Consider the following 22,245-nt stretch of genomic DNA (forward strand, 5'->3'; position numbering starts at 1 on the left):
TGACCACATGCCCACAGCAACTGCAGCAGACAGCGTCTCTGGCTGCGTGATAGAAAGGGATCAGGAGCGGTCAGTTTCCAACTAACAAACCGGTTCAAGCGGTCCCGCTCCGCGGGTCCATTTCACAACGCAAAGCCGGAACACTTCGGCTCAGGCCGGCCCACTCGGGGCCGGCCTGAGTTCAAGTTCTCAAGCCCCGACCTTCCTGGCGGCAGGAACCGTCCATGTGCCGTTGATGATGGAGGGGTCCGTTTCCTCAGGCCAGTACATGCGGAGCATGAGTATGAAATCTCCCTCAGGGGCGGGAAGCCAGTTTGACTCCTTGTCTTTGCCCGGGGAGTCCTTTTGAATGTAGAGCTCGACCGAGCCGTCCGCGTTTTCCTTCAGGTCTTCACGAGCGCTGATCGAGTAGCGGTTGATCGGATTCTTCACGAAGAAGTAGCTGCTATCGTACATCGTGAGCGACCAGAATCCCTCCACAGGAGGCAGGTGGCCTTTGGGAAACCGCATGACGTACTTGTTCGCACCGTTGTACTTCTGATCATTCGCATCCTTTTGCGAAACCGGGTACACCGCATCCTGCGGACGATTGGCGCCGAGTCCGATCGCGGTCACCAGGGCTCGCATCGGATAGTCGGTGCCGTAGATTCCGGTTTTTGTTGTGAAGGCAAAGCCATTCTCATCCCTGATGGCTTTGTTGATCTTGAACTGAAGCATGATCCTGTCGAACGAGACCTCCGGTAAGCGCTTCAGGAAGTCCGCCTTGAGCTTGCTCTCATCAAAATCCTGTCCGGGGACGATTCCGATTCGGGCAAATTTGGCGAGCTGAGGCGCGTCTGCTTCTGATGGCGGATTGGTCTTCATAAGCTCGCACAGCAGCTTGAAATACGACGCCGCGTCCATGCGATTGACCTGCTCGCGGACCGCGGTCTTCATGTCGACCGACGGATCGACCTTTCCTGGAGGTGGCGTGTACGGCTTGCCGTAAGCACTGAGCGGTACGAGTTTGCACTCATCCTGCAGCTTGTGGACGGCGGCGTAATCCTCCGGCGTGCCGGTGCAATAGATGCGGCCAAGCAGCCACACGATATTGGTAGGCGATTTGTACTCCTTCACGCCGGCCGGCAGCGTGCCCTTCCACCCGGGTCCGGTGATCGCGTAAGTCTGCGCCCCGGTTCCGGTGGTGCGCTTCCCTGGGACTTGAAACACCGTCGTCCAGCCGTCCAGCATCGGCATCAGGAAATAGCGCCCCTTCATGTCCGGGATGCTGAGGACCCACGGTTCTTTCCCGACGTCGAAGAAGGAGGTTGTGTAGAGAGTGTCCGCGTTCGGCGCGGTGACATCCCTGAACGAGGCGTCCGGATACTGGCGCAGCTTGATGATATGGCCCATCGGCCCCCGCGTTCCGACGGGTTCGGCAACATTGGTGATGACCCGGCGAGTCATCTCCATCGTCACCAACGGATAGCCGAAAATGTAGGCGTCGCTCGCGAGCCAGAAATTCTCCAAGCCTTGACCCACTCCGAGGAAAGAATCCTGGGCAAGGACTGATCGTGTTGCGGCCGCTCCTGCCAGCAGCCCCATTCCACCAAACGCAAGGGATCGACGGGTGATGTTCATCGTTTATCTCCTTCTTGAAACAAATACAAAGGACGGCTGATGACTTCAGATGTGGCTCTCATGCCATGAGGCTGACAGCGACTGACCAAATGACGAGGCGGTCGGGATGAATTGCGCGGGCGGCAGCTACGATGCCGCCAGTCAGCGCAGCTCAATAGCAAGGCGGATAAGGATAGTATCCGCACCGGGGCGCGTAGTACGGATAGGCCGCGGCTCCGGCCACAGCGGCCGCTCCCGCAAAGGCCGCGCCTCGGTAGAAAGCACCGCGCCAGGCCGTTCGGCGGGCGACGCCCGCAAAGGACAGCGGAGTGAACGGTCGGCCAATGATGTCGATAAAAACCGATGCCGGTCCATCAGCTCCCACAAGATCGCCTTCGAGAATATCGACATCGAAAGTCAGCTTGTCGTCCTCAAGCTTGGGCGATTTCAGCACGACAACGGCGTCGATCACCGACGATCCGTCTTTCTTGAAACCGGAAACCGTAGCGTTCGGTGGATCTTTGGCGAAGTTGTCGCTGCCGTTGCCCCAATCCTCAACAATTCGCGTCGTGAGATCGTGACCGGCGGCCCGAACAGGTCGATCGGCAAACACGATGGCATTCGGCGAAATTCCCGTCAGCACAAGCTTGCCGTCCTTCAAGCTCGCACCGCGCGAATTGAGGACGAAGAGGGACGGCACGACTTCCGGCTTTGCCTGGCCTATGGATTTCTCAAGCGGAATATGCGGCTTGCGTTCGGGTGCCGTTTGAGCAGAAAGTTCTTGGGGGCAGACCAGCAATCCGCCGGCGCAAAATGCGACTAAAGCAGCACGAAGTGTCACGGCTATTCTCTCCCTGGAAAGAGGACTATTTTCCTTTCGGCCGGCTCCTATGGCGTTCAAAAATCGTCCGGCGCATCTTCTTCTGCGCTTTCAACAAAATGGCTCCGCAGGAGCCGGGCAATTGGCAAGCAGCTTGGCTAAGCATTTCGCGCCAATTCAGATCGCAAGTCTTGCCATTTCGCGCCAATCGGCCGGATCAGTTCAGCAGTCAATCGGACAAGTTCTTCTGCGATTGGCGTGCCGCTCCTGCTTACGGGCAAGTTGCTGCTGTCTGTAAACAACGGGTTGAACTTTCATCAAACGCACGAAGGTGCGGCTGAAGCTGCTTGCATTCGTATAGCCGAGGAATCTCGCGATATCGGACAGGCGCATGCTTGAGTCCACGAGCAAGCGGCACGCGATGTTCAAGCGAACTTCCGCAAGCATTGCGCTGTGGCTTGTGCCCATGCGACCGAGATGACGCTGCAAGGTGCGCGTGCTGATTTTGCAGGCGCGAGCTGTGCCATCGAGAGTTGCGTCACCGTGTCGCAGCGACGCGATAATGGCCGCGCGGACCGCCCGAGATGAAGGCAAACGGACAGCTCTCATCGGTTTGTGTGAGGCGTGAAGCCCACGTTCTCTCTAGAGAGAACCGATGCTCCGAGCCTACACGTATTCTCAGGACCAATCTGGCCATCAGCCGCCAAAATGTTCGTCAAGTGGAATTATCTGTTGCTCGCAGTGCATGGCACGACCTGACAATCGATAAGGCAAGACAGTTGCCGGCCTGCTAGAGCGTTTTCGAGCGAAGTGGATACCGGTTCGCGTGAAGAAAACGCGTCAAAATAAGAATCTAGAGCTTCGGTTCTGATGCAATCAGAACCGAAAATGCTCTAGTCTGCCACCGCGGCAGACTTCTTGGGCAGGTAGTGATGACCGTTATTCCATTGACCCGTTGCCAATTTCTCGTGCCATTTGCTGATATCCATTCAGAAATCGGCGGACCCACCGCGGCGCTTCTCGCCAAATTCCGGCTTCCTACCTCTTTGGAGGGAAAAGCGGATCACTACGTGCCACTGCTGCCGGCCGTTCGCTTTGCGGCGGCTGCCCAGGAAAAGCAGGGGCTGTCGGAGATCGCCTTTCGCGCAGCTCAGAGGCTCTCATTCGATCATCTGAGCGATGCCATGCGAGTTCGAATCCGGCATTCGCCAACTCTGCTGGTTGCTCTTCAGCAGATGTGCAAGTGGGCGCCGGTCGAAGATACAAATCTGCGTCTATGGCTGGAGCCGAACGAGCAAAGCGTGAAAATTTGCAGCAAGCTCATTGGAACGGAAGGTATTTCCCATCTTGAGATGTCCCAATGGCTTCAGAACATATTCGTCCTGCACATCGTCCGTCAGTTCGCGGGCGCGTGCTGGACTCCCAGAGTGATCGCGTTTGAAGCTGATTATGTGCCGAGCAAGGAAGTTCGATCGCATTGGCCGGATACACGCTTCATGTCAGGTCAGAAAGCCTCATGGATCGAAGTGCCGCTGCAGTTCTTGAGCTATCCCAATCGCGCAGATGTTGTCCGGTCTAATTTGCACGAGACAGAGCGGCAGCCTTTCAGCAACGACGTCGTCAGCATTCTCAAGTTGACTTTACCATCGTATCTTGATGAAGGAGGCCCGGCGATAGTGCAGGCTGCCGAGATGGTTGGACTAAGCGTCAGGAGTCTGCAGCGGAAGCTCGCGCTGGCCGGGCTGACATACTCGGGCCTGCTTGAGCAGGTCCGCTTCAACAATGCGATGCAGCTTCTAAGCGATACCGAGAACAAGATCATCGACGTAGCATTCTCATCGGGCTATGCAGACCCTGCCCACTTTGCTCGCGCTTTCCGACGGATTTCCGGATTCACCCCGCGAGAGTTTCGGGAAAGGTCGAGGAGCGGACAGGCTGAGATCGACCTTCGCGCCTGCCAACTTGATGAAGGTCGTCTCTAGAGAAGATTTACGCCTTGGATGCTCCTCAATGCAGCGGCACAGAATTTTCAGCTTTCAGCCTGATCTTGAAAGCTGGACTGCACGCGACATTGATCCTCTCCGCTGGAACAGCCTTTGGCGCAAATGATGATGACGGCGCCATCAGCGCGTCGATACCGGCGATCTATCTTGATCTGAGAACAATCTACGCGCAGGTGCCGGCAGGATCGCTCGCATTCGGCTTTGGACGTCCAACTCTATTCAATGCGTTGCAAACGCTCGCAACACCGAACCGCGCGGCGTTTCCGACCGGCCTGCCAGCAGCAAAATCGCTCAACGTGGATTTTCCGTTGACGGTCGATGTCACGGACAGCGTCTCGCTATACGGAGGCGTCTCCGGCAGTTCGACGGAGTTCGGAGGCACTGGGTGGTCATCCTTTCAAGTCACAAGCTGGAACATCGGCTTCCAGGCGGATCTCTACCAGCAGAATGGCGGGACCTTTCCTACCGTGACGCTGCAATCGACCATCACACAATCGATCCCCAATGGTCCGCTGACCACAACCTCTTTCAACAACATTCTCGAATTCGATTATGCACTTGATTCCGATGAAACCAGAGCCATCCTCGCCGGCTTCCAGGACACACGCACTGACGTCGGCACTCCGCTCGTGAAGATTAACCCGAACACGATCGCCTATGTCGGCGGCTACTATCAATGGTCCAATAATTGGAAATTCACTGGCCGCGTGGGCGTGCAGTCCTTCAAAGGGGCGCAGCTTCTAACCCTTGCGCCCATTCAGCCCTTCACACAACCGATCGTTCGGCTCGATCTCGATCGCATGGACGATAACGACAATCGGCTGTTTGGCCTCACAGCCGAAATCATGTGGGTGCCGAAGCCCGCCTATCAACTGACGGTCAGAACGCCCCTGTACGCAGTCCGCAATTAGCCGGCGCTCCTGGCGCGAGCCGACAAGCACCAAAACGACACTGTGTCTGCTGCTTTTTCAATCCACGAGCGCCATTAATCCTTCATTCCGGTGATCGAGGTGCTGACCGCTCGTGGATCGCGGAGGGGCCAGCGGCCGCAATCGACCTGGGCCAGGAAATCGCCGACGATCCGGTTGTACTCCTCCGGCTCCTCGATGTTGATCGCATGCCCCGAATTCGGCATCACCGCGAGCGCGGCCGAAGGAATGCTCTGCTTCATGAGAATGCCCGGCAGCAGGCACGGCCAATCCTCATCGCCCGTGATGATCAACGTCGGCACGGTGATGCGCTTCATCTCCTCGATCAGCGAATAAAGCGAAGGCCTCTCCTTCTGTACGCCTTGCTGCGTGTTGGCCGATCCGACCGCCGAATGTTCGGCCAGCATGGCCTTGAACTCGGCGTGACCGCGCGGGTCCTTGTTCTGATATTGCACGCGTGTCGGCCCGTAGGCATAGCGCTCGGCGAACGCCGGCATGCCCTCGGCCCGGATCATGTCGGCGATCACGTCGGCTTCAGCGCGGAACGTCTCGCGCTTGTCGGGCTCGGCGCCGTAGCCGCAGCCGCCGATGCAAAGTGACAGCGCCCGCTCGGGGTGACGCAGGCCGAAATGCAGGGTCGCGAAGCCGCCCATCGACAGGCCGACGATATGGGCCTGCCGCTCGCCGATATGATCGAGCACCGCGAGGATGTCGTCGGCCGCGCGTGCCTGCGAATAGGATGAGACCTGCTCCGGCACGTCGGACGGCGGGAAGCCGCGCGCGTTGAAGGCAATGCTGCGATAGCGCTTGCCGAAATGTCGCATCTGCAGCTCGTAGCTGCGCAGATCTCCGGCGAATTCATGGACGAAGATGACGGGACGGCCGGCTCCCGTTTCCTCGAAATAAAGGCGCACCCCGTCATCCGTCGTTGCATAGGGCATGTTGATCTCCCGCCGTTAGATCTTAAGGATGTGAAAAGTTAGCCGTCGCCGCGGGCTTGCTCCGCGGCAGGTAGGTGCCATGGCCCTTGGCCCCGACCAGGATGCCATCGTCGACCACCACGCGTCCGCGCACCATGGTCAGCACCGGCCAGCCCGTGACCTCGAGCCCCTCATAGGGCGTGTAATCCGCGCCATCATGGATAAGCTCGTGGCGGATCGTGACCTTGCGCTTCGGATCCCACAGCGCGATGTCGGCGTCCGATCCCACCGCGATCGTGCCCTTGCGCGGATAAAGGCCGTAGATTTTCGCGTGATTGGTCGCGCTGAACGCGACGAAATCGTTGAGGTCGATGCGGCCCTTCACGACGCCTTCCGAGAACAGGATCGGTAATCGTGTCGCCACGCCGGGAATGCCGTTCGGCACCCAGCGGAAACTGGTACGGCCCTTGGGCGCAAGCTTTCCCTTCGGGTCGTCATAGCGGAACGGGCAATGGTCGGACGAGAACACCGAGAACACCTTTTGCTGCAGGCCTTCCCAGCACGCCTGCTGGCTCGCGATGTCGCGTGGCGGCGGCGAGCACACATACTTGGCGCCTTCCATGTTGAGCTGTTCGAGATCGTTCTCGGTCAGAACCAGATATTGCGGGCAGGTCTCGCCCAACACGTTCAGTCCGCGTTGGCGGGCGCGGCGGATTTCCTCCATCGCTTCGCGGTTCGACACATGCACGATCATGATCGGCACGTCGACGAGCTCGGCCAGCGAGATCGCGCGATGCGTGGCCTCGCGCTCGACCGGAATTGGCCGCGAGGTCGCATGGAAGCGCGGCGCAATCTTGCCGGCGCGTTCCAGGCGGTCGGTGAGGAAGCGAATGGCGTCGAAATTTTCCGCGTGCACCATCAGCATGGCGCCCGTCTCGCGCGCGACCGACATGGTTTCGAGCAGTTCGCGGTCCGACAGCGCCAGCCCCTCATAGGTCATGAACACCTTGAGCGAGGTGTAGCCATCTTCCACCAGCGCCGGCAGCTCCTGGCCGAGCACCTGCTCGGTCGGGTCGGTGACGATGAGATGAAAGGCGACATCGACATGACATTCGCCGTCCGCCAGCGCGTGGTAGCGCCGCAGTGCCTCGCGCAGCGTCTGGCCTTTCTCCTGCAGGCAGAACGGCAGCACGGTGGTGTTGCCGCCGAACGCCGCCGAGCGCGTGCCACTGGCAAAGCCGTCGGCCATGACGATGCCGTCGCCGGATGGCTGGGCGAAATGAACGTGCTTGTCGATGCCGCCGGGCAGCACCAGGCGACCGGTGGCGTCAATGATCGTCTCCGCCGTGCCGAGATCGCGCCCCAAGGCCGCGATCTTGCCGCCCTGGATTCCGACGTCGCAGGCAAAGGTGTCGGCGGCGGTCGCAACGGTGCCGCCGCGGATGATGGTGTCGAACGGCATCAGTTGGACCCTCCTTCAGCGTCATGTCGCTTCCGATGCTCGATGACAGCGGCCAGCGGCTCCGCCAACCCAATGGTCGCCTTGGCATCGGGACGGCGGAACGTCCCGGTGACGGGCTTGCGCAGCTTCAGCACGGCGAGCGTCTCGGCCTGCCGCACCGCCGCGGCGATCGGATCGATCACCGGCACCGGAATGCGATGGCTGACCTTGGCAGCAAGGCCCGCCAGTGGCGCTCCGGAAAGAATGACGACATCGGCGCCATCCTGCTCGACGGCGCGGTTGGCGAGCGTCACCAGCATGTCTTCCTTCTCGGCCTGGACATCCGCAATGGAGCGGAAGCCGTCGTCGAGCGTCCGTATGCCGGCGCAACGCGCGCCGAGCCCATGCATGGCAACGCATTCCTGGTACCAGGGCGCGAGCGCGCGAGCGAACGTCACGATGGCAAATCGCTGACCGACCATGCAGGCGGTCAGCATCGCGGCTTCGGCCAGGCCCACGACTGGAATGTCAAACAGTTCGCGCGCCCCGAACAGGCCGGGATCGCCGAAGGCGGCAATGATCGCTGCATCGATACCGGTGCTGGCCTCGGCCAGCATTTCCAGCGCGATGGCGCCGCCGATCTGGGCCTCGGCACGGGTCGCGATGTAGGGCACGCCGCGTCTGGCCGTCATCGCCACCAGCTCGGTACCGGCCGAGGCCACTTGCGCGCCGGCCGCATGGAGCAGGTCGGTCACCGCTGTCGTTGTGTTGGGATTGAGCAGCAGGATCTTCACGGCGCGGCCTTTCTCGTGATGCCGCGCATGTTGGGCCGGGCTTTCGCCGGGCCGGCATCATCCGTCTCGCCATCCAGCGTGGTGGCCATGATCTCGCCGGTGCGGCGGACATGGTGGCCAAGCAGCCGTCCGGCGCGGTCGGCGTCACCGGCCTTGAGCGCGGCCAGAATGTCCTGATGCTCGCGCACCGATTCATCCCATCGACCATGGACCGACAGGGCAAAGAAGCGCGCGCGTTCCACCCGCGCCAGCAAAATATCGTGCGTGGCCTTCAACACCGCGTTGCGGGCGAAGTCGACGATGGCGCTGTGAATCTGCTGGTTGGTCTCGAAATATTCGCGCAGCTCGCCGCGCTCGTGGTGCCATTCGATGCGCTCCTGTAGCGCCTCCAGTCGCTCAACGTCGCGCTCCACCATCCGCGTCGCGGCGAGCTCGGCGGCGCAGCGCTCGATCCCGCTCACCGCCTCGAACAGTTCGGTCAACTCTTCGCGCCGGAACGGCGCGACGACGGCGCTGCGGTTGAGCCGCAGTTCGACCAGACCTTCGGCCGCCAATTGCTTCAGGGCCTCGCGGAGCGGCGTGCGCGAGATGCCGAGCGCCTCGGACAGATCGGCTTCGAGCAATTGCTCGCCGGGCTGAAGATCGCCGCGCACGATCAGCGTGCGAAGCCGCGTCGCGGCCTGCTCATGCAGGCCCGTTCGCGGCACGCGCAGCCGCCGCCGTTGCAGCGCCGTCACGCCGCGGCGTGACTTGGGCTGTTTCCTGGTCTTGGTCGTTTTTGTCTCAGTCACGGTCAGTCTTCGTTCCGGTGAAGAATCTCCGCACCTTCGAGTGTCCTGTGAAGCGCGTCAATAAAATTGGCTGTGGCCCTCGATCGGGATTTGAAACAGGCTGCCCCAGCCGCGAACGCGCGACGGATCGACGCCGGTTGCAGCCAGGCACGCCCACAGGGTCACCGCGATCGAATCGAACACCACGACACCAAGCTTCGCCTCGAGCTGCGCGGCGGCGCCCGCGCCCCGCATATTGGTGCAGACCACCGCGACCGCATCGCAGCCCTCGCGCGCGACCTCTTCGATCAGTGTCGCCACCTCGGTCTCCGGCACTTCCGCGAAGGAAAAATTATCCTGCAGCGAAAGATGGCGCTCGGCGACGCAATGCAGGCCTTCGGAAGCCCAGTTGGCGACGATCTTGTCCTGCACATCGCGGCGATAGGGCGTCACCAGCCCGATGCGCTCCGCCTTGCGGCGCCGGAACAGGTCACGGTAGGCGAGCACGGTGGTACAGGCCTTGATGCCGGTCGAGGCCGTGACGCGCTCGCACAGGCGTTCGTCGCGCTCGAAGCCGAGCCAGCTCGCCGAGGTTCCGTTCCAGGCAATGACGTCCACTTTCGCATGCGCCAGCAGCTCGGCGGAGCGCAGGATCTCGCTGTCGTCGAATTGGCGGAGCGCGGATTCGGACAGCGCGATTTCAGTCACTTTGAAGCGCGAGAAATGCGCCGAGACGTCAGCGATACCGGCCAGCATCGCATAGGTGATCGGCTCCAGCGCCGTGTTGGACGAAGGGGTCAGCATGCCGAGCCGGACCGGAGCAGTCATGTTGCAGCCTCAAAGATACGCAGCTATCGGCGCCGATCCGTCCTATCTAGACCGGCAATTTGCGGCTGTAGTCGATCAGCGTCGAGCAGATCAACAGCGCAACGCCGGCCGCGGCGAAGAACATCAGGGCCAGGAAGTAGGAGCCGGTGGCCTGCACGATCAGGCCGACGATCAGCGGCGTCATGATGCCCGCAATGTTGCCGCCGAGATTCATGCAGCCACCAAGAAAGCCCGATTTGTCGCGGCCCGCAAGCGCGGAAGGAATGGCCCAGTACATCCCGCACCAGCGCAGGAAGAACAGTGTGGAGGACAGCAGCACCACGACCGTCACCGGGTCACGCACATAGGCCACCAGGAAAATCGACACCGTCGCCATGATGGCGGCAATGCCGAACAAGGTACGGAATACCAGGTTCGGCGCACCACCGCGGCTGCGCCAGGTGTCGCCGATCCACCCGCCGACCAGTTCGCCGACGAAGCCCGCGAAGAAGATGATGAAGGATGCGCCGCCGAGCACCTTGATGTCGAAATTGTGCACCTTGAACAGATAGGTCGGCATCCACGTCAGCAAGCCATAGAAGGTGGTGTTGAAGAACATCCAGCCCAGGCACATGCACCAGACCGAACGGAAGCGGAAATAGGCCATCCAGCTTCCGCCGGAGGAGGGCGGCGTGGCGGCGTCTTCCAGCGCGTGCGCCTGTTCGAGGTAGCGGGCTTCGGCTTCATTGACCGAGGGGTGCTCGCGCGGTTCGTTGCGGATGTAGTACCAGGCCCACAGGCCGCACAGCATCGTGCCGACGCCGGCGATGACAAAGGCAGTGCGCCAGGAATCGAAGGCCGCGATCAGCCACGCGATCACGATCGAGCCGAGCGCGGCGCCGAGCGGCGCACCTCCGTCGAGCAGCGTCGCGCCACGCCCGCGCTCGTTCTGCGTCATCCAGATGGCGTTGAGCTTGCCGCCCGCCGGATAGATCGGCGCTTCCGATGCGCCCAGCCCAAGCCGGGTCAGCAGCAACACCCACCAGTTGGTAGCCACTGCCGCGATCGCCTGGAAGGCACCCCAGAAGATCGTCGCCAGGGCGATCACGATCCGCGGCTTGTAATGGTCGGCGAGCAGGCCGCCGGGAATCTGCATGGCGGCGTAGGTCCAGAAGAACGAGCTCAGGATCAGGCCCTGCATCGCCGGATCAATGTCGAACTCCTTGGAGATCAGCGGCATCGCCACCGAGAGCGAGGCGCGATCGATGTAGTTGATCGAGATCAGGAACAGCATCAGGAGGAAGATGTTCCAGCGCACACCGGTCGGTCTGACGGCGCCTGTCGCTCCGATGGCGGACACCTGCTCGCTCATTGCTCCCTCCCATGCCGGCAGACTTCCAGCGAGCGTCTCCATTGACGTTCATTCGTCCCCTGACGTGGCCAAGTCTGGTCCAGTCGAAGATGAGCGGCAACAACATTTTGTATGCTGCATGCAATATGGCATATCATACTGATATATATAATATTTCAATATCGTTGTTACCTGCGGTGCTGAAATTTTATCGCGGAGCTGATTACGAATTGGGCGGCCGGTGGGGCCTGACCAAATGAGATTGCGTATTTCAATTTTGCTGTATAGATTTGAATACAATTAAAAAATACATGAGATCGCTGAACCGGATGCTCTGACAACTTCCAAGGCAAGGCATGGAGATCAAGCAGAACTTCGTTGTATCGCAACCTTTCCCCACGGTGTGGACGTTCTTCCACGACGTTCCGAGCGTCGCCGCGTGCCTGCCTGGAGCAGAATATCTCGGTACGAAGGACGACGGCTCGATTAGTGGAAAGGTCTCCGCCAAAGTGGGCCCATTCCAGGCGAGCTTCGAAGGCGAAGCAAAGGTCAAATACGACGAAGAGGCAAAGAAGGTCGAGTTCGAGGGGAAGGGCGTCGACAGGAAAGGCGCCAGCCGCGGCAAAATGTCGATGCTGTGCACGCTTGTTCCTGAGGGAAGCGCCACTCGCGTTGACATCCTCGCCGACGTCCAGCTCTCCGGAACCATCGCTCAGTTTGGAAGAACCGGGCTCATCACCGAGATCGCCAATCAGCTTGTCCGTGAATTTGTGAGAAATGCCGAGACCGAACTCGGCGCCAGAAGCGCCGCGGCGGCAGCCGAAGCAGGTAGTCCTCAGGCGGATTCATTGACGAAGTCGGCCCCGCAATTCGCGCCTGGTTCGGGAGCGGTCAAGCCGCTCAACACCACCTCGCTGCTTCTTGCGGCTCTGAAAGGGTGGCTGAACTCGCTCTTCAAGAAGGCTGCGTAAGCCAATCAACGTAAGCAAAGGAATTCGCGCGATGAAGATCGTCGACCTGTCTCATCTGATGAATGTGCACACGCCCGGCTGGGTCGGATATGCCGGCAACAAGATGTACTACGCGCAAAATCTGCAGACGATCCACATCGTCGCCCAGCGGATCGATTCCGCGCTCCATGTCGGAACCCACATTGACGGTGCGATGCACGGCACGGATGGGATGGGCGACATGGCATCCTATCCGCTGGATTTCCTGGTCGGACCGGGCGCAGTCGTCGACGTGTCCAAGCACATGGAAGATTGGGCCGTCATCACTCCCGAAATGATCGAGAGTGCACCGGTTGAAGTAAAGGACGGCGACATCCTTATCATTCACACCGGCTGGCACCGCTATTGGGAAGGCAAGCCGCAGCAGGACCTGGTGAAGTATTTCTGCATGCATCCCGGAGGGAAGCAGGAGCTTCTCGACTGGATGCTGAAGAAGAAGATCAAATGGTTCGGGATCGACTGCGGTTCCGGCGATCACGCGATGAACACCACAATCCGGCGCATGCGGCCTGACCTCGCAAAGCAGTTCGAGGCCAAGGTCGGAATGAGCTGCGACGAGTTCTTCGGAAAGAATTCGTACACGCACAAGCGTTCGGGGCGAAAAGTCGTCGAAGACTATTTTCCGTTTCACTCGCAGGCATTCCAGGAAGGGCTCATTCACGCTGAGAACGTCGGCGGCGACATCGAGCTGATGCTGAACAAGCGCGCCGTCATCGGCGCGTTTCCATGGCGTTATGAGGGGCTCGAGGCCTGCCCTTGCAGGATTGTTTGCTTTCAGGACGTGGAGGAGAACGTCGAGGCCGTCGGCGACGTGGCGAAGGCGATCTTTGGGCCGCGCCAGATTCCGTCGGGCATGATGTCAGGTGGCCCGGACGGCCGTTGACCGGTTGCGCGACAAGTGAGGCCGCCGGACCGTGCCATGGCGGATCCATGCGTCCGGCGGATGCTTACTTTGAACGTCTTGCTTGCTGCGCGCGCTTCCGATGCGCGGCCTGTTTCGCCCGATTGCCGCACACCGCCATGCTGCACCACCTGCGCGCGCGGCTTCGGGTTCGATCGACGAACAAGAGCGTGCAGTCCGGCCCCTCGCACGCCTTCACGTAAGTGAAGTCTTCGGTGCAGACGAGGTCGGCCAGCGATCGCGCCAATGGGAGAAGCAGCGACTCCGGCGATTGCCAGCGCCGCTCGCGGCGCCAGACGAGGCCGGAAACCCCGCCATGGCCATGGTGCCGGTTGTTAGGCCGATCACGCACCACGACCTGGCCGAATTCGTCGTCGCGCCCCAGCATTTGATTGAGCGGTTCGAGTTGGCGCAGGGCGTTCTGCCCAATGGGCTTACCCATATGTTTGTAGACAAAGGGTTTGAACCAGTCCCGCAGCGCGCGCGCTTGCGCCGCGATGGCATCCAGCTCGCCGGGAAGGGCGCTCTTGCGAAAAGCGTTCAGCACCTCGTCCGGCACCAATCCGGCCTGTTTCAGCCACGCCAGAAGATCGTCTCCCGAGGCCAGCCACTCGACCTTGACATCCACCGGGACCGCAATGGAATTCAAGAAGTCCAGTCCCGGGTTATCGGCGATGAAGAAAGCTGGCGAGCGCTTGGTTGTCACAGGGGTCCCAGAGAAGCCGGCAATTATCGATAAGCCGGCAAGGCGAAATATAGCCGCTGGTACCTTGTCTGCAATAGCCTGCACAAACCCATTTAGATGCTCTTTGCACCTCGCGTGCTGCGGCGTTTCTGAGAATGAGCGGGCGTCGTTGCGGCAACGACGTCGCAGGAGACCAGGGCAGCTAATCTCTTCAGGCCTCGATGGATGTTGATCTTGACGAGCGGCGCAGACTGGCCTGTGACGTCGGACGCGCGGGCAATGCTCAGGCCGTTGAGCTTCACGAGGCGGATCACAATGGCTTGCGCGGGCTTCAGCCGGCCAAGCAAGTCGTCCATCGTGGCGGCACTTACCGCGGTCCCCTCGTGGTCCCCGATCGATATGTCTTCGTCGAGCGGGAGCGCGGCGAATCGAGACGCGTCACGTATGCGATCGATTCCCTTGTAGCGTGCAATCGCCCTGACCCAGGCCCCGAACGCTCTCGACGGAGCGTATGTGTGCCGTTTGGCATGGATCGCGAGAAGCGCATCCTGTCTTGCATCATCTGATACAGGATAGGGAAGCCGCCGTGCATAATAACGACGGAGCCAGACGTCTATTTCGCGGAGCAACTGCTCGTAGGCCCGGCTGTCACCATCCTGCGCGGCGACCATCAGGCGACCCCATCGCTCGGACCGGCTATCCCAATTCGTGGACTGCAATGCGTTCTGCTCGCTTCGCGACGAACGTCCTGCGACGTCAAAGGACAGGAGCTTCTCGGCTGAACTCCGGGCGCGCTGCGTCAAGGCGGATGCAGCGCAATCGGTTATTCTATCGTGGATGGTGTCCATTGGAGAGGCTCCTCTCGACGCAATCAAGAAACGCGCTGGTTTCGAACGGCTTTCTGAGAAGACCGTAGGCGCTGGCGGCGACCGCCCCGTCGTCCACATCAACAATCGAACGGCACCTGGACACGCCCAGGAGTAGTTCGGCTGTTTCCGGCTCTGCACATCGCGACGGTCAATCCCGCCGTGCGGCACGCGAAAATTTCCCTGACGATCGGCGTTCCCTGTAACCAAACCAGTTCACCCAACGAAAGATGGTCACGTGAGACCGGTCAAGGTGGGCCGGAACAGCCATATCAAGAAGAAGTGACATAACCGCCGACTGCGTAACAGACAAGTTACTACGCCTGAGAGGCGGGAACTTCATGTGGTCAAGTCAGCGCGGTTGGCATTCATCCGCAGCCGTTGTCAGGGAGACTCCAGCAGATGATCGACAAGACAGACGTCGCACGTCGCACTGTGCTTCGAGCAATTACCGCCGCTTCCGGTACCGCACTATCGCTCACGCTCTCGCAACGCGCCGCCGCCCAGCCTGTCGGCGAGGCCGCATCGGCCGCTTCCGATCAGTTTGAGACGGCGGAGATCGACATCGGCGACAACACCATTTTCATCAGGCGTTACGGTAAGGGATCCCCGCTGCTCATGGTGCATGGGTTTCCACGAACCAGCCTGATGTGGCGCTACGTAGCGCCGCAACTGGCGAGCAAGCACACGGTGATCTGCGTCGATCTGCGCGGCTATGGCCGCAGCGGCGTGCCCGCGTCCGCCGAGGATCACTACCCCTATTCAAAGCGAGCAATGGGGAACGAGCTTGTAGCGGTGATGGACAAGCTTGGGTTCTCGAAGTTCGATCTGGTCGGACACGACCGTGGCGGCCGCGTTTCCTATCGCCTCGCGCTCGATCATCCTGAAAGGGTGCGGCGTCTCGCGGTGTTTGACGTCATCCCGATCTCGGAGGGATGGGCCCGCGCCAATGCAAAGTTCGCCACGACGTACTGGCCCTGGATCCTTCTGTGCCAGAAGGAGCCGCTTCCGGAAAAGTATCTTCTGGGCGCACCCGGTGCGGTGTTCGACAATCCGTTTGGCCAGGGCTCCTTTGGTCCCGATATCAGGGCAGCGTACATCGAAACGTATCGCGATCCAGCTCGCGTGCACGCGATCTGCGAGGAGTATCGCGCGGCTGCATCCCTGGATATCGAGCATGACAAGAAGGACAGGGAAGACTCGCGGCGTATCACGTGCCCGATGCTGCATCTCTGGGCTGTCGGCGGACCGCTCGATACCTTCTACGGACAGGATGGTGGCCCATTGGGAATCTGGCGGAGGTGGGCCGACAATGTGCAGGGGCAGGCCATGAAAGGCGGCCACTTCTTTCCCGAAGAAAACCCCACGGACACAACCCAACTCCTGGACGCCTTTCTATCGGCTTGATGCGTCAAGGGCAGTCACGTGGGATTGAGCGGAATGAACTGGATCGACCACATCGGATGTAGTAACCGGTCAAGACGTTGTCATCAGGTTACTAGTCTCCAAGCAGGCGGGAACTTCTCCATGGCCAAGGTTCATTACCGGAAGGCGGACGTCGACGGGTTCAAGGTATTCTATCGGGAGGCCGGGCCGGCCGATGCGACAGCGCTGCTACTGCTTCACGGGTTCCCAACTTCCGGCCATATGTTCCGCGAATTGATCCCGGCGTTGTCGGATCGCTTTCGCGTCATAGCGCCGGACCTGCCTGGCTTCGGCCAATCCGACATGCCGCCTCGCGACAGGTTTTCATATACGTTTGACCGATTGGCCGAAGTGATCGAGCGCTTCACCGAAGTGATCGGTCTCACCCGCTTCGCAATCTATGTGTTCGATTACGGCGCACCGACCGGCTTTCGACTGGCTGCTCGCCGTCCCGAACGCATCACGGCAATCGTCTCGCAAAACGGCAACGCCTATGAGGAGGGGCTGAGCGAGGGGTGGAATCCGATCCAGGCCTACTGGCAGGATCCCTCGCAGGCTAATCGCAGCGCACTCCGATCCTTCCTCGTGCCTGAGGCGACGATCTGGCAATACACGCACGGCGTGTCCGATACCACCGCTGTGTCTCCGGACGGCTATTCGCTCGACAACTTCTATTTGGCCCGCCCTGGCGCCGACGAGGTCCAGCTCGACCTGTTTGGCGACTACAAGAGCAATGTCGCGCTCTACCCGGCTTTTCAGGAATACTTCCGCAAGCACAAGCCGCCGTTCCTGGCGGTATGGGGCAAGAACGATCCTTTCTTTCTGCCGCCGGGCGCGGAGGCGTTCAAGCGGGACATTCCGGGCGCGGAAGTCCGCTTCTTCGATACCGGGCACTTTGCACTTGAGACACACTGCGAGGAGATCGCCGCAGCGATCCGCGGTTTTCTTTCGCGTTTGAAGTGAGCCGATAGATCGGCCGCCGCCGTGTGGCGCGAACAGCCCTCTCCCGAGAGTCGATGCGCGAGACTTTCTCGAGAAATTTGGCGGGCTCCAGAGCTCGCAGGACGTCGCCGAACCAATCGTTCGCGATCCATCCTGATACACATCGTTGTGAACCAGGAAGCTGCAGGTACTCGTAACGACGGGCACTACCGCGCGTAAGGGATGTCATGTAGTCACTCAAGGAGAGAAGTGCTCCACATGAAGACACCTTTCAACGTCGCCGAAAAGGGAGACGGGTCTTACCGACCGCTGGCTATCCTGCGCTGGGTCATGGTTGTCATCTTCGTGTCGTTTGGCATGCAGAAATTCACATTGCAGTCCGCGCAGGGCATCGTTCAATTCATCAGCAATAGTCCATTCATTTCGTGGTTGTCGGTATTTGGTCTCCGGGGAGAAGCGTATTTCCTCGGCGTTGCCGAGCTTGGTATCGCAGTGCTGCTTGCGGCAGGCGCGTTCAGCCCGATCTTGTCAGCCATTAGTTCGCTATTGGGCGTGATCACGTTCGCCATCACCTGGTCATTCTTCTTCACGACGCCGGGTGTCGTTGTCTGGAGTTGGTCGAGCGACCCGATGGCCTGGAACTTGACCGGCGAGTTCATATTCAAGGATATCGTCCTGCTCTGCGTCTGCCTCGTGTTGTTCCTCGCCTCCTTGCCGCGATCTTTCATCCGATCGCGCAGCATGTGAATCAAAAGTCGCGACGACGCCGTAGGGTGGGCAAAGCGAAGCGTGCCCACCATCGCGAGCACAGCACTGGATGGTGGGCACGGCGCAAGTGCGCCTTTGCCCACCCTACAACCTCAAGCGGCAACCACTCGCTCGCGTCACAACACTCCCTGTGGTTATGGGTCCCGGCGTTCGCCGGGACGACACCGGCGCGAGGCGTGAGGGAATCGTAGGATGGGTAGAGCGAAGCGAAACTCATCATTCGAGCCGCTTGCTCCATCGCGATGGGTTTCGCTGCGCTCTACCCATCCTACGGCGCCATCGCATCACTTCGCAGCTTGCGCCGTCTCTCTCCCGAGCCGCCGCTGCAGCACCGACCAATACGTTGCGGGCAGGAAGCGTTGCAGCAGGTCCATCAAGCGCGCGTCGCTGCCGATCAGGATGCGCGGCCGGTTGTTCTCGACGCCTTCGATGATGGTGCGCGCGGCGGCAGTCGGTGTCGTCTTGGCAGCCGCATCGAACCATTCGATCGCCTGTGCGCGGCGCGCATTGTCTGATACGCCGGCGCCGGTGCGGGAATTGCGGACGATGTTGGTGGCGACGCCGCCCGGATGCACCACCGACAGCCGCACCGGGCTGCGTGCGGCGGCAAGCTCATGCCGCAGGCTTTCGGAGAAGCCGCGCACCGCAAATTTGGAGGCGCAATAGGCGGTCTGGCCGGGCGGTGCGACGATGCCGAAGATCGAGGAGACGTTGACGATATGCGCTTCGCGTTGCCGCGCAAGCTGCGGCAGGAACGCGCGCGTCACATGCACCGTGCCCCAGAAATTGATGTTGAACAGCCACTCCATCTGCGCCTGGTCGATCTCGTGGAACTGGCCGAGCAGGGTGACCCCGGCATTGTTGATGAGGATGTTGAGGGACGGATGCGCGCTGGTTGCGGCTTCCGCGAAGCCCGCGATTTGATTGGCCTCGCCGACATCGACGCGATGCACCGTGACTTTCGGCGCGCCTGTTTTCGCAATCTCGGCGGCCACCGCGGCAAGGCCGGCCTCGTCGCGGTCGGCCAGCGCGAGATCGGCGCCGCGTGCGGCAAGCTCGAGCGCGAGCGCCCGGCCGATGCCGCTGGCGGCGCCCGTGACAGCCACCGCGCTTCCGGAGATCGCAGTCATTGCTTTCGGCTCCCAGGGATGAGGGACCTATCTGTAGCACAGGGTTCCGCAAGTTTTTCGGGATTGGAACTGAACCAGTTCGGGGGGCAGGTTTTAACCTTCTTTACTTCACGAACGGAGGCGCCAATGGAACAAGCAAGGCCGCTTCGCGCAAGAGCGCTCGTCGTTGAAGACGACCCGATGCAGCGGCAGATGATCGGGCTCTTGCTGGAAGAGAGTGATTTCGATGTGATCGAATGCGCCAGCGCTGAAGCTGCGGAGGTGGTCTTGCAGCGCGACGGCGAGGACCTCGATCTGATGATGACCGATGTCGAGCTCGCCGGCTACAAGGACGGCGTTGAGCTCGCCCATATCGCCAAGCGCTGCAATCCCGCCCTCGGCGTCATCGTCACCTCGGGCAAGCCGCTTAGGCGGAAGCTGCCGGATGGCGCGAAATTCTGGTCGAAGCCATGGGCGCCGCTGGATGTGATCCGCGAGGCGGAGCGGATGGTGCTGGCGCGGGTTGGCGGGCGCTAGGGCATAATCCGATGCGCGTTGTGGGCTCCGATCGGGGGCGCAAAATCAAACGGCGGGCCGCAAGCCCGCCGGTTTGATCAACCCCGGTTTGAGCGCCCGGGCAGGGCGAGCGCGCGCCGCCGCCCGGGCTGAAAACAGTTACTTCTTGGCCTTCTTCTTCTTGGTGGCCTTCTTCGCCTTTTTCGCCTTCTTCGCTTTCTTAGCCATAGTATCCTCTCAGGGTTAAATGGATTGAAACGCGACACTGAGGCATGCTTGGCGGAGGGCCAACCTCGCAACATCCTCGGTTGAGAAGCTCAACAGATTCGCGGCGTGCTGCCGCGGGCTGTCACCTCACTGTCATCGTGTTATCCACAACTGTTACGCATTTTTACGCGATTTTTTTGCCGACCTGCCAAGCTCCACCCCGCGCCACACGCTCTCGGCGTCATCGAACGGCCGGGCGGGTAAGGTTAATGCTACGGAAATTCGATCTTCATTGTTTCAAAACCAAAGCACCGAGTAGGCGATCGAATTGAGATTCCGTTAAGCCAGACGACGGCATGTTGCCGGCCGAAACAGAGCCGTCACGGGCGGCCCGTTCACCTTTGGGTAGGGGCAGGATGCATATCCTGGATTTGCGGTGCTGAGTGTTCCGACGCTGTGGACGGTGTCTGTCACCAACTTCTTCGCGCTGGGCCTGGTCTGGGTCTATGTGCTGCGCTGCTATCCCAAATTCGAGGCGGCGCGGTTCTGGACCGCCGCCGCGTTTGCGGCAACCGCCGGCGCCGCGGCGTCGATGCTGCGCGGCGTGGTCGACTTCCGCTTGCTGCTGATCGGCTGCAATGCGCTTCTGATCTTCGCGTGCTGGTTCGTCGTGATGGGCGTCCAGCGGTTCTACAATATCCCGATCTCCTGGCGCGCCCCCGCGCTCGGCACCGGCCTGACCTGCATCGGCCTCGCCTATTTCCAGTTCGTGCAGGACGACATGCCGATGCGGATCGCCATCTATTCCCTGGGACAGATCGTCCCGGCAGCGATCACGTTGCATTTGGTGATGATGCGGCGCGAAGACCAGAATCCCGGCGCCCGGCTGGCCGCCATCTGCAGCGTCCTTCTCATCATCGCCTATGCCGCTCGCTCCGCCCTCGCGCTGCTGCAGGTCGGGGGCGATCTCTCGATCGTCGACTTCAACGGACTTCAGGCAGCCCTGATCCTGATCGTGATATTCCTGTCGATGGCCTGGAACTTCGGCTTCCTGCTGATGGCGATCGACCGGCTGCGCAACGAGGTCGCCGATCTCGCGCTGCTCGATGACCTCACCGGGGTCGGCAACCGCCGCCATCTGCTGCAGCGGCTGACCGAGGAATGCGCCCGCTCGGTGCGCAGCGGCGAGCCGTTTGCGCTGCTCGTGATCGACCTCGACGGCTTCAAGGGCATCAACGACACCCATGGCCATGCCGCCGGCGACGCCTGCCTGCAGCATTTCTCACTGATGGCGCAGACGAGGTTGCGGCCGGCCGACATGCTGGCACGCAGCGGCGGCGACGAGTTCTGCATCGTGCTGCCGTCGTCCACGTTGGGCGAGGGGGCGATGATCGCCCGCCGCGTGCTGGAGGTGTGCCGGGCCGATGCGGCCGAATGCTCGGGCAAGGAGATCCCGATCGCGGTGTCGATCGGGGTCGCGCAATGGACCATGGAGATCGGCGCCTATCCGGACCGGCTGATCGCCGCCGCCGACCGGGCGCTCTATGAAGCCAAGAAGCGTGGCCGCGACGGCTACGCGATCTCCGAGCCGGCCCCGTCGCTGGTGCCCGAGATCGCCGACATGCCTGACATCGCGCGGCGCAAAACGGCGTGAAGCCGCCTCACGGGGGCTGATGCATGAACCTTCGCCTGCTTGCGGCGGCGCTCTGCACCGCCGCGCTCGTCACTTCGGTCTTCGCGCAGACGCCTGACCTTGCGGCGATCGCGCGATCCTCGGGCGCACCCGAAATCCCCGGTCTGAAGATGGTGTGGCTGGCGCCCTGGGGCGACGTCGCAAGATCCCATCCGTGGCGCAACATCATCGTGCACCAGACCGAGGGCCCGGCAGGCTCGGCCCGCGGCGGCGCACAGGCGCAATCGAAGAACCCGAGCCGGCGCGGCGTGATGGTGTGGGTCGAGACCGACGGCACGGTCTATTGGGCGGTCGACGAGAAGCTGGTGACGACCCATGGTGACGGCGCCAACCGCAACGACAACAAATATATCGACAACGGCGCGACCTATCACCAGGTCGTTGCCGGCAATTCGATCGGTGTCGAATTCGCCGGCAACTATCCCGACGTGACGCGCCCGCCGACGGAGGCGCAAGTCGCGGCGTGGCGGATCCTGGTGAAGGTGCTGCGCACCCGTTACAACATCCCGCTCGAACGCGTCTACGCCCACAACTGGATCGACTTCAAGGACGCCCGCTATTGCGTGAGCGTCATCCGGCGACCACGCACTGAGGGCTGATCTGGTCGGCTAGGAAGATCTCGTGGATTGTTTCGTCACGAGGTCACCATGTCAAAAGATAGTTGTAAGGATGGCGATAAGGATAGGCAT

22 protein-coding genes are annotated in these 22,245 nt (G+C 61.1%); 10 read left to right on the forward strand and 12 right to left on the reverse strand.

Translation table 11 applies throughout. The annotated features are described in order from the left end of the window. Positions 1-189: 189 nt before the first annotated feature. The 3 genes from ACZYOF_RS32300 to ACZYOF_RS32310 form a co-directional block, all read right to left on the reverse strand. Positions 190-1,620, reverse strand: a complete 1,431-nt coding sequence (locus tag ACZYOF_RS32300) for a DUF1254 domain-containing protein (RefSeq protein ID WP_463718307.1) — start codon at positions 1,618-1,620, stop codon at positions 190-192. A 151-nt stretch (positions 1,621-1,771) separates the two neighbouring features. Continuing rightward, positions 1,772-2,440 carry a hypothetical protein gene (locus ACZYOF_RS32305; protein WP_463718308.1) on the reverse strand — a complete coding sequence of 223 codons (669 nt, stop codon included), beginning with the start codon at positions 2,438-2,440 and terminating at the stop codon, positions 1,772-1,774. Between the two features lie 201 nt (positions 2,441-2,641). Then, positions 2,642-3,028 carry a helix-turn-helix domain-containing protein gene (locus tag ACZYOF_RS32310; protein ID WP_463718309.1) on the reverse strand — a complete coding sequence of 129 codons (387 nt, stop codon included), beginning with the start codon at positions 3,026-3,028 and terminating at the stop codon, positions 2,642-2,644. 323 nt (positions 3,029-3,351) lie between these two features. Between ACZYOF_RS32310 and ACZYOF_RS32315 the strand changes: the two genes are divergently transcribed. Further along, complete coding sequence (locus tag ACZYOF_RS32315) at positions 3,352-4,401, forward strand: AraC family transcriptional regulator (protein ID WP_463718310.1); 1,050 nt, start codon at positions 3,352-3,354, stop codon at positions 4,399-4,401. A gap of 14 nt (positions 4,402-4,415) precedes the next feature. After that, positions 4,416-5,333, forward strand: a complete 918-nt coding sequence (locus ACZYOF_RS32320) for a hypothetical protein (RefSeq protein ID WP_463718311.1) — start codon at positions 4,416-4,418, stop codon at positions 5,331-5,333. Positions 5,334-5,407: 74 nt separating this feature from the next. Here the strand turns inward: ACZYOF_RS32320 and ACZYOF_RS32325 are convergent, their stop codons facing one another. The 6 genes from ACZYOF_RS32325 to ACZYOF_RS32350 form a co-directional block, all read right to left on the reverse strand. Then, positions 5,408-6,292, reverse strand: coding sequence for an alpha/beta fold hydrolase (locus ACZYOF_RS32325; protein ID WP_463718312.1), 885 nt, complete (start codon positions 6,290-6,292; stop codon positions 5,408-5,410). 22 nt (positions 6,293-6,314) lie between these two features. Next, the gene (hydA, locus tag ACZYOF_RS32330) at positions 6,315-7,733 is read right to left on the reverse strand and encodes a dihydropyrimidinase (RefSeq protein WP_463718313.1); all 1,419 of its coding nucleotides are present in this window, start codon (positions 7,731-7,733) and stop codon (positions 6,315-6,317) included. Further along, the gene (locus ACZYOF_RS32335) at positions 7,733-8,506 is read right to left on the reverse strand and encodes an aspartate/glutamate racemase family protein (protein WP_463718314.1); all 774 of its coding nucleotides are present in this window, start codon (positions 8,504-8,506) and stop codon (positions 7,733-7,735) included. Before ACZYOF_RS32335 ends, hydA begins: the two co-directional genes overlap by 1 nt. Beyond that, entirely contained in the window at positions 8,503-9,243 is a 741-nt protein-coding gene (locus ACZYOF_RS32340) for a GntR family transcriptional regulator (RefSeq protein WP_282529159.1), read from the reverse strand. The genes ACZYOF_RS32335 and ACZYOF_RS32340 overlap by 4 nt, the downstream gene beginning before the upstream one ends. Before the next feature lie 111 nt (positions 9,244-9,354). Next, positions 9,355-10,104 (reverse strand): maleate cis-trans isomerase family protein, encoded by a 750-nt coding sequence (locus ACZYOF_RS32345; protein WP_463718315.1) that lies wholly within the window; start codon positions 10,102-10,104, stop codon positions 9,355-9,357. A gap of 46 nt (positions 10,105-10,150) precedes the next feature. After that, positions 10,151-11,455, reverse strand: a complete 1,305-nt coding sequence (locus ACZYOF_RS32350) for an MFS transporter (RefSeq protein ID WP_463718316.1) — start codon at positions 11,453-11,455, stop codon at positions 10,151-10,153. A 335-nt stretch (positions 11,456-11,790) separates the two neighbouring features. On the opposite strand from ACZYOF_RS32350, the gene ACZYOF_RS32355 reads away from it, so the two are divergent. Further along, positions 11,791-12,405, forward strand: a complete 615-nt coding sequence (locus tag ACZYOF_RS32355) for an SRPBCC family protein (protein ID WP_463718317.1) — start codon at positions 11,791-11,793, stop codon at positions 12,403-12,405. A gap of 31 nt (positions 12,406-12,436) precedes the next feature. After that, positions 12,437-13,327, forward strand: a complete 891-nt coding sequence (locus tag ACZYOF_RS32360) for a cyclase family protein (RefSeq protein ID WP_282529163.1) — start codon at positions 12,437-12,439, stop codon at positions 13,325-13,327. A 64-nt stretch (positions 13,328-13,391) separates the two neighbouring features. Here the strand turns inward: ACZYOF_RS32360 and ACZYOF_RS32365 are convergent, their stop codons facing one another. Both ACZYOF_RS32365 and ACZYOF_RS32370 read right to left on the reverse strand, forming a co-directional pair. Beyond that, positions 13,392-14,051, reverse strand: a complete 660-nt coding sequence (locus ACZYOF_RS32365) for a CGNR zinc finger domain-containing protein (RefSeq protein WP_463718321.1) — start codon at positions 14,049-14,051, stop codon at positions 13,392-13,394. Between the two features lie 92 nt (positions 14,052-14,143). Further along, positions 14,144-14,701 carry a sigma factor-like helix-turn-helix DNA-binding protein gene (locus ACZYOF_RS32370; protein ID WP_282529165.1) on the reverse strand — a complete coding sequence of 186 codons (558 nt, stop codon included), beginning with the start codon at positions 14,699-14,701 and terminating at the stop codon, positions 14,144-14,146. Positions 14,702-15,298: 597 nt separating this feature from the next. On the opposite strand from ACZYOF_RS32370, the gene ACZYOF_RS32375 reads away from it, so the two are divergent. The 3 genes from ACZYOF_RS32375 to ACZYOF_RS32385 all read left to right on the forward strand — a co-directional run bounded on the left by ACZYOF_RS32375 (position 15,299) and on the right by ACZYOF_RS32385 (position 18,010). Continuing rightward, positions 15,299-16,303, forward strand: a complete 1,005-nt coding sequence (locus tag ACZYOF_RS32375) for an alpha/beta fold hydrolase (RefSeq protein WP_463718318.1) — start codon at positions 15,299-15,301, stop codon at positions 16,301-16,303. A gap of 120 nt (positions 16,304-16,423) precedes the next feature. After that, positions 16,424-17,284 (forward strand): alpha/beta fold hydrolase, encoded by an 861-nt coding sequence (locus tag ACZYOF_RS32380; RefSeq protein WP_463718322.1) that lies wholly within the window; start codon positions 16,424-16,426, stop codon positions 17,282-17,284. Positions 17,285-17,521: 237 nt separating this feature from the next. Further along, on the forward strand, positions 17,522-18,010 hold the full coding sequence (locus ACZYOF_RS32385) for a DUF417 family protein (protein ID WP_282529168.1): 489 nt from the start codon (positions 17,522-17,524) through the stop codon (positions 18,008-18,010). 305 nt (positions 18,011-18,315) lie between these two features. Here ACZYOF_RS32385 and ACZYOF_RS32390 read toward each other — a convergent pair whose 3' ends face one another. After that, positions 18,316-19,161 carry an SDR family NAD(P)-dependent oxidoreductase gene (locus ACZYOF_RS32390; RefSeq protein WP_463718319.1) on the reverse strand — a complete coding sequence of 282 codons (846 nt, stop codon included), beginning with the start codon at positions 19,159-19,161 and terminating at the stop codon, positions 18,316-18,318. Positions 19,162-19,287: 126 nt separating this feature from the next. On the opposite strand from ACZYOF_RS32390, the gene ACZYOF_RS32395 reads away from it, so the two are divergent. The 3 genes from ACZYOF_RS32395 (at position 19,288) to ACZYOF_RS32405 (ending at position 22,155) form a co-directional block, all read left to right on the forward strand. Further along, the gene (locus ACZYOF_RS32395; protein ID WP_130577183.1) at positions 19,288-19,677 is read left to right on the forward strand and encodes a response regulator; all 390 of its coding nucleotides are present in this window, start codon (positions 19,288-19,290) and stop codon (positions 19,675-19,677) included. A gap of 622 nt (positions 19,678-20,299) precedes the next feature. Beyond that, positions 20,300-21,517, forward strand: coding sequence for a GGDEF domain-containing protein (locus tag ACZYOF_RS32400; RefSeq protein WP_282529170.1), 1,218 nt, complete (start codon positions 20,300-20,302; stop codon positions 21,515-21,517). Between the two features lie 23 nt (positions 21,518-21,540). Next, a complete protein-coding gene (locus tag ACZYOF_RS32405; RefSeq protein ID WP_463718320.1) occupies positions 21,541-22,155 on the forward strand; it encodes a peptidoglycan recognition protein family protein in 615 nt (204 codons plus the stop codon). Positions 22,156-22,245 lie beyond the last annotated feature (90 nt).

This window comes from Bradyrhizobium sp. LeoA1Lang, assembly GCF_055413685.1.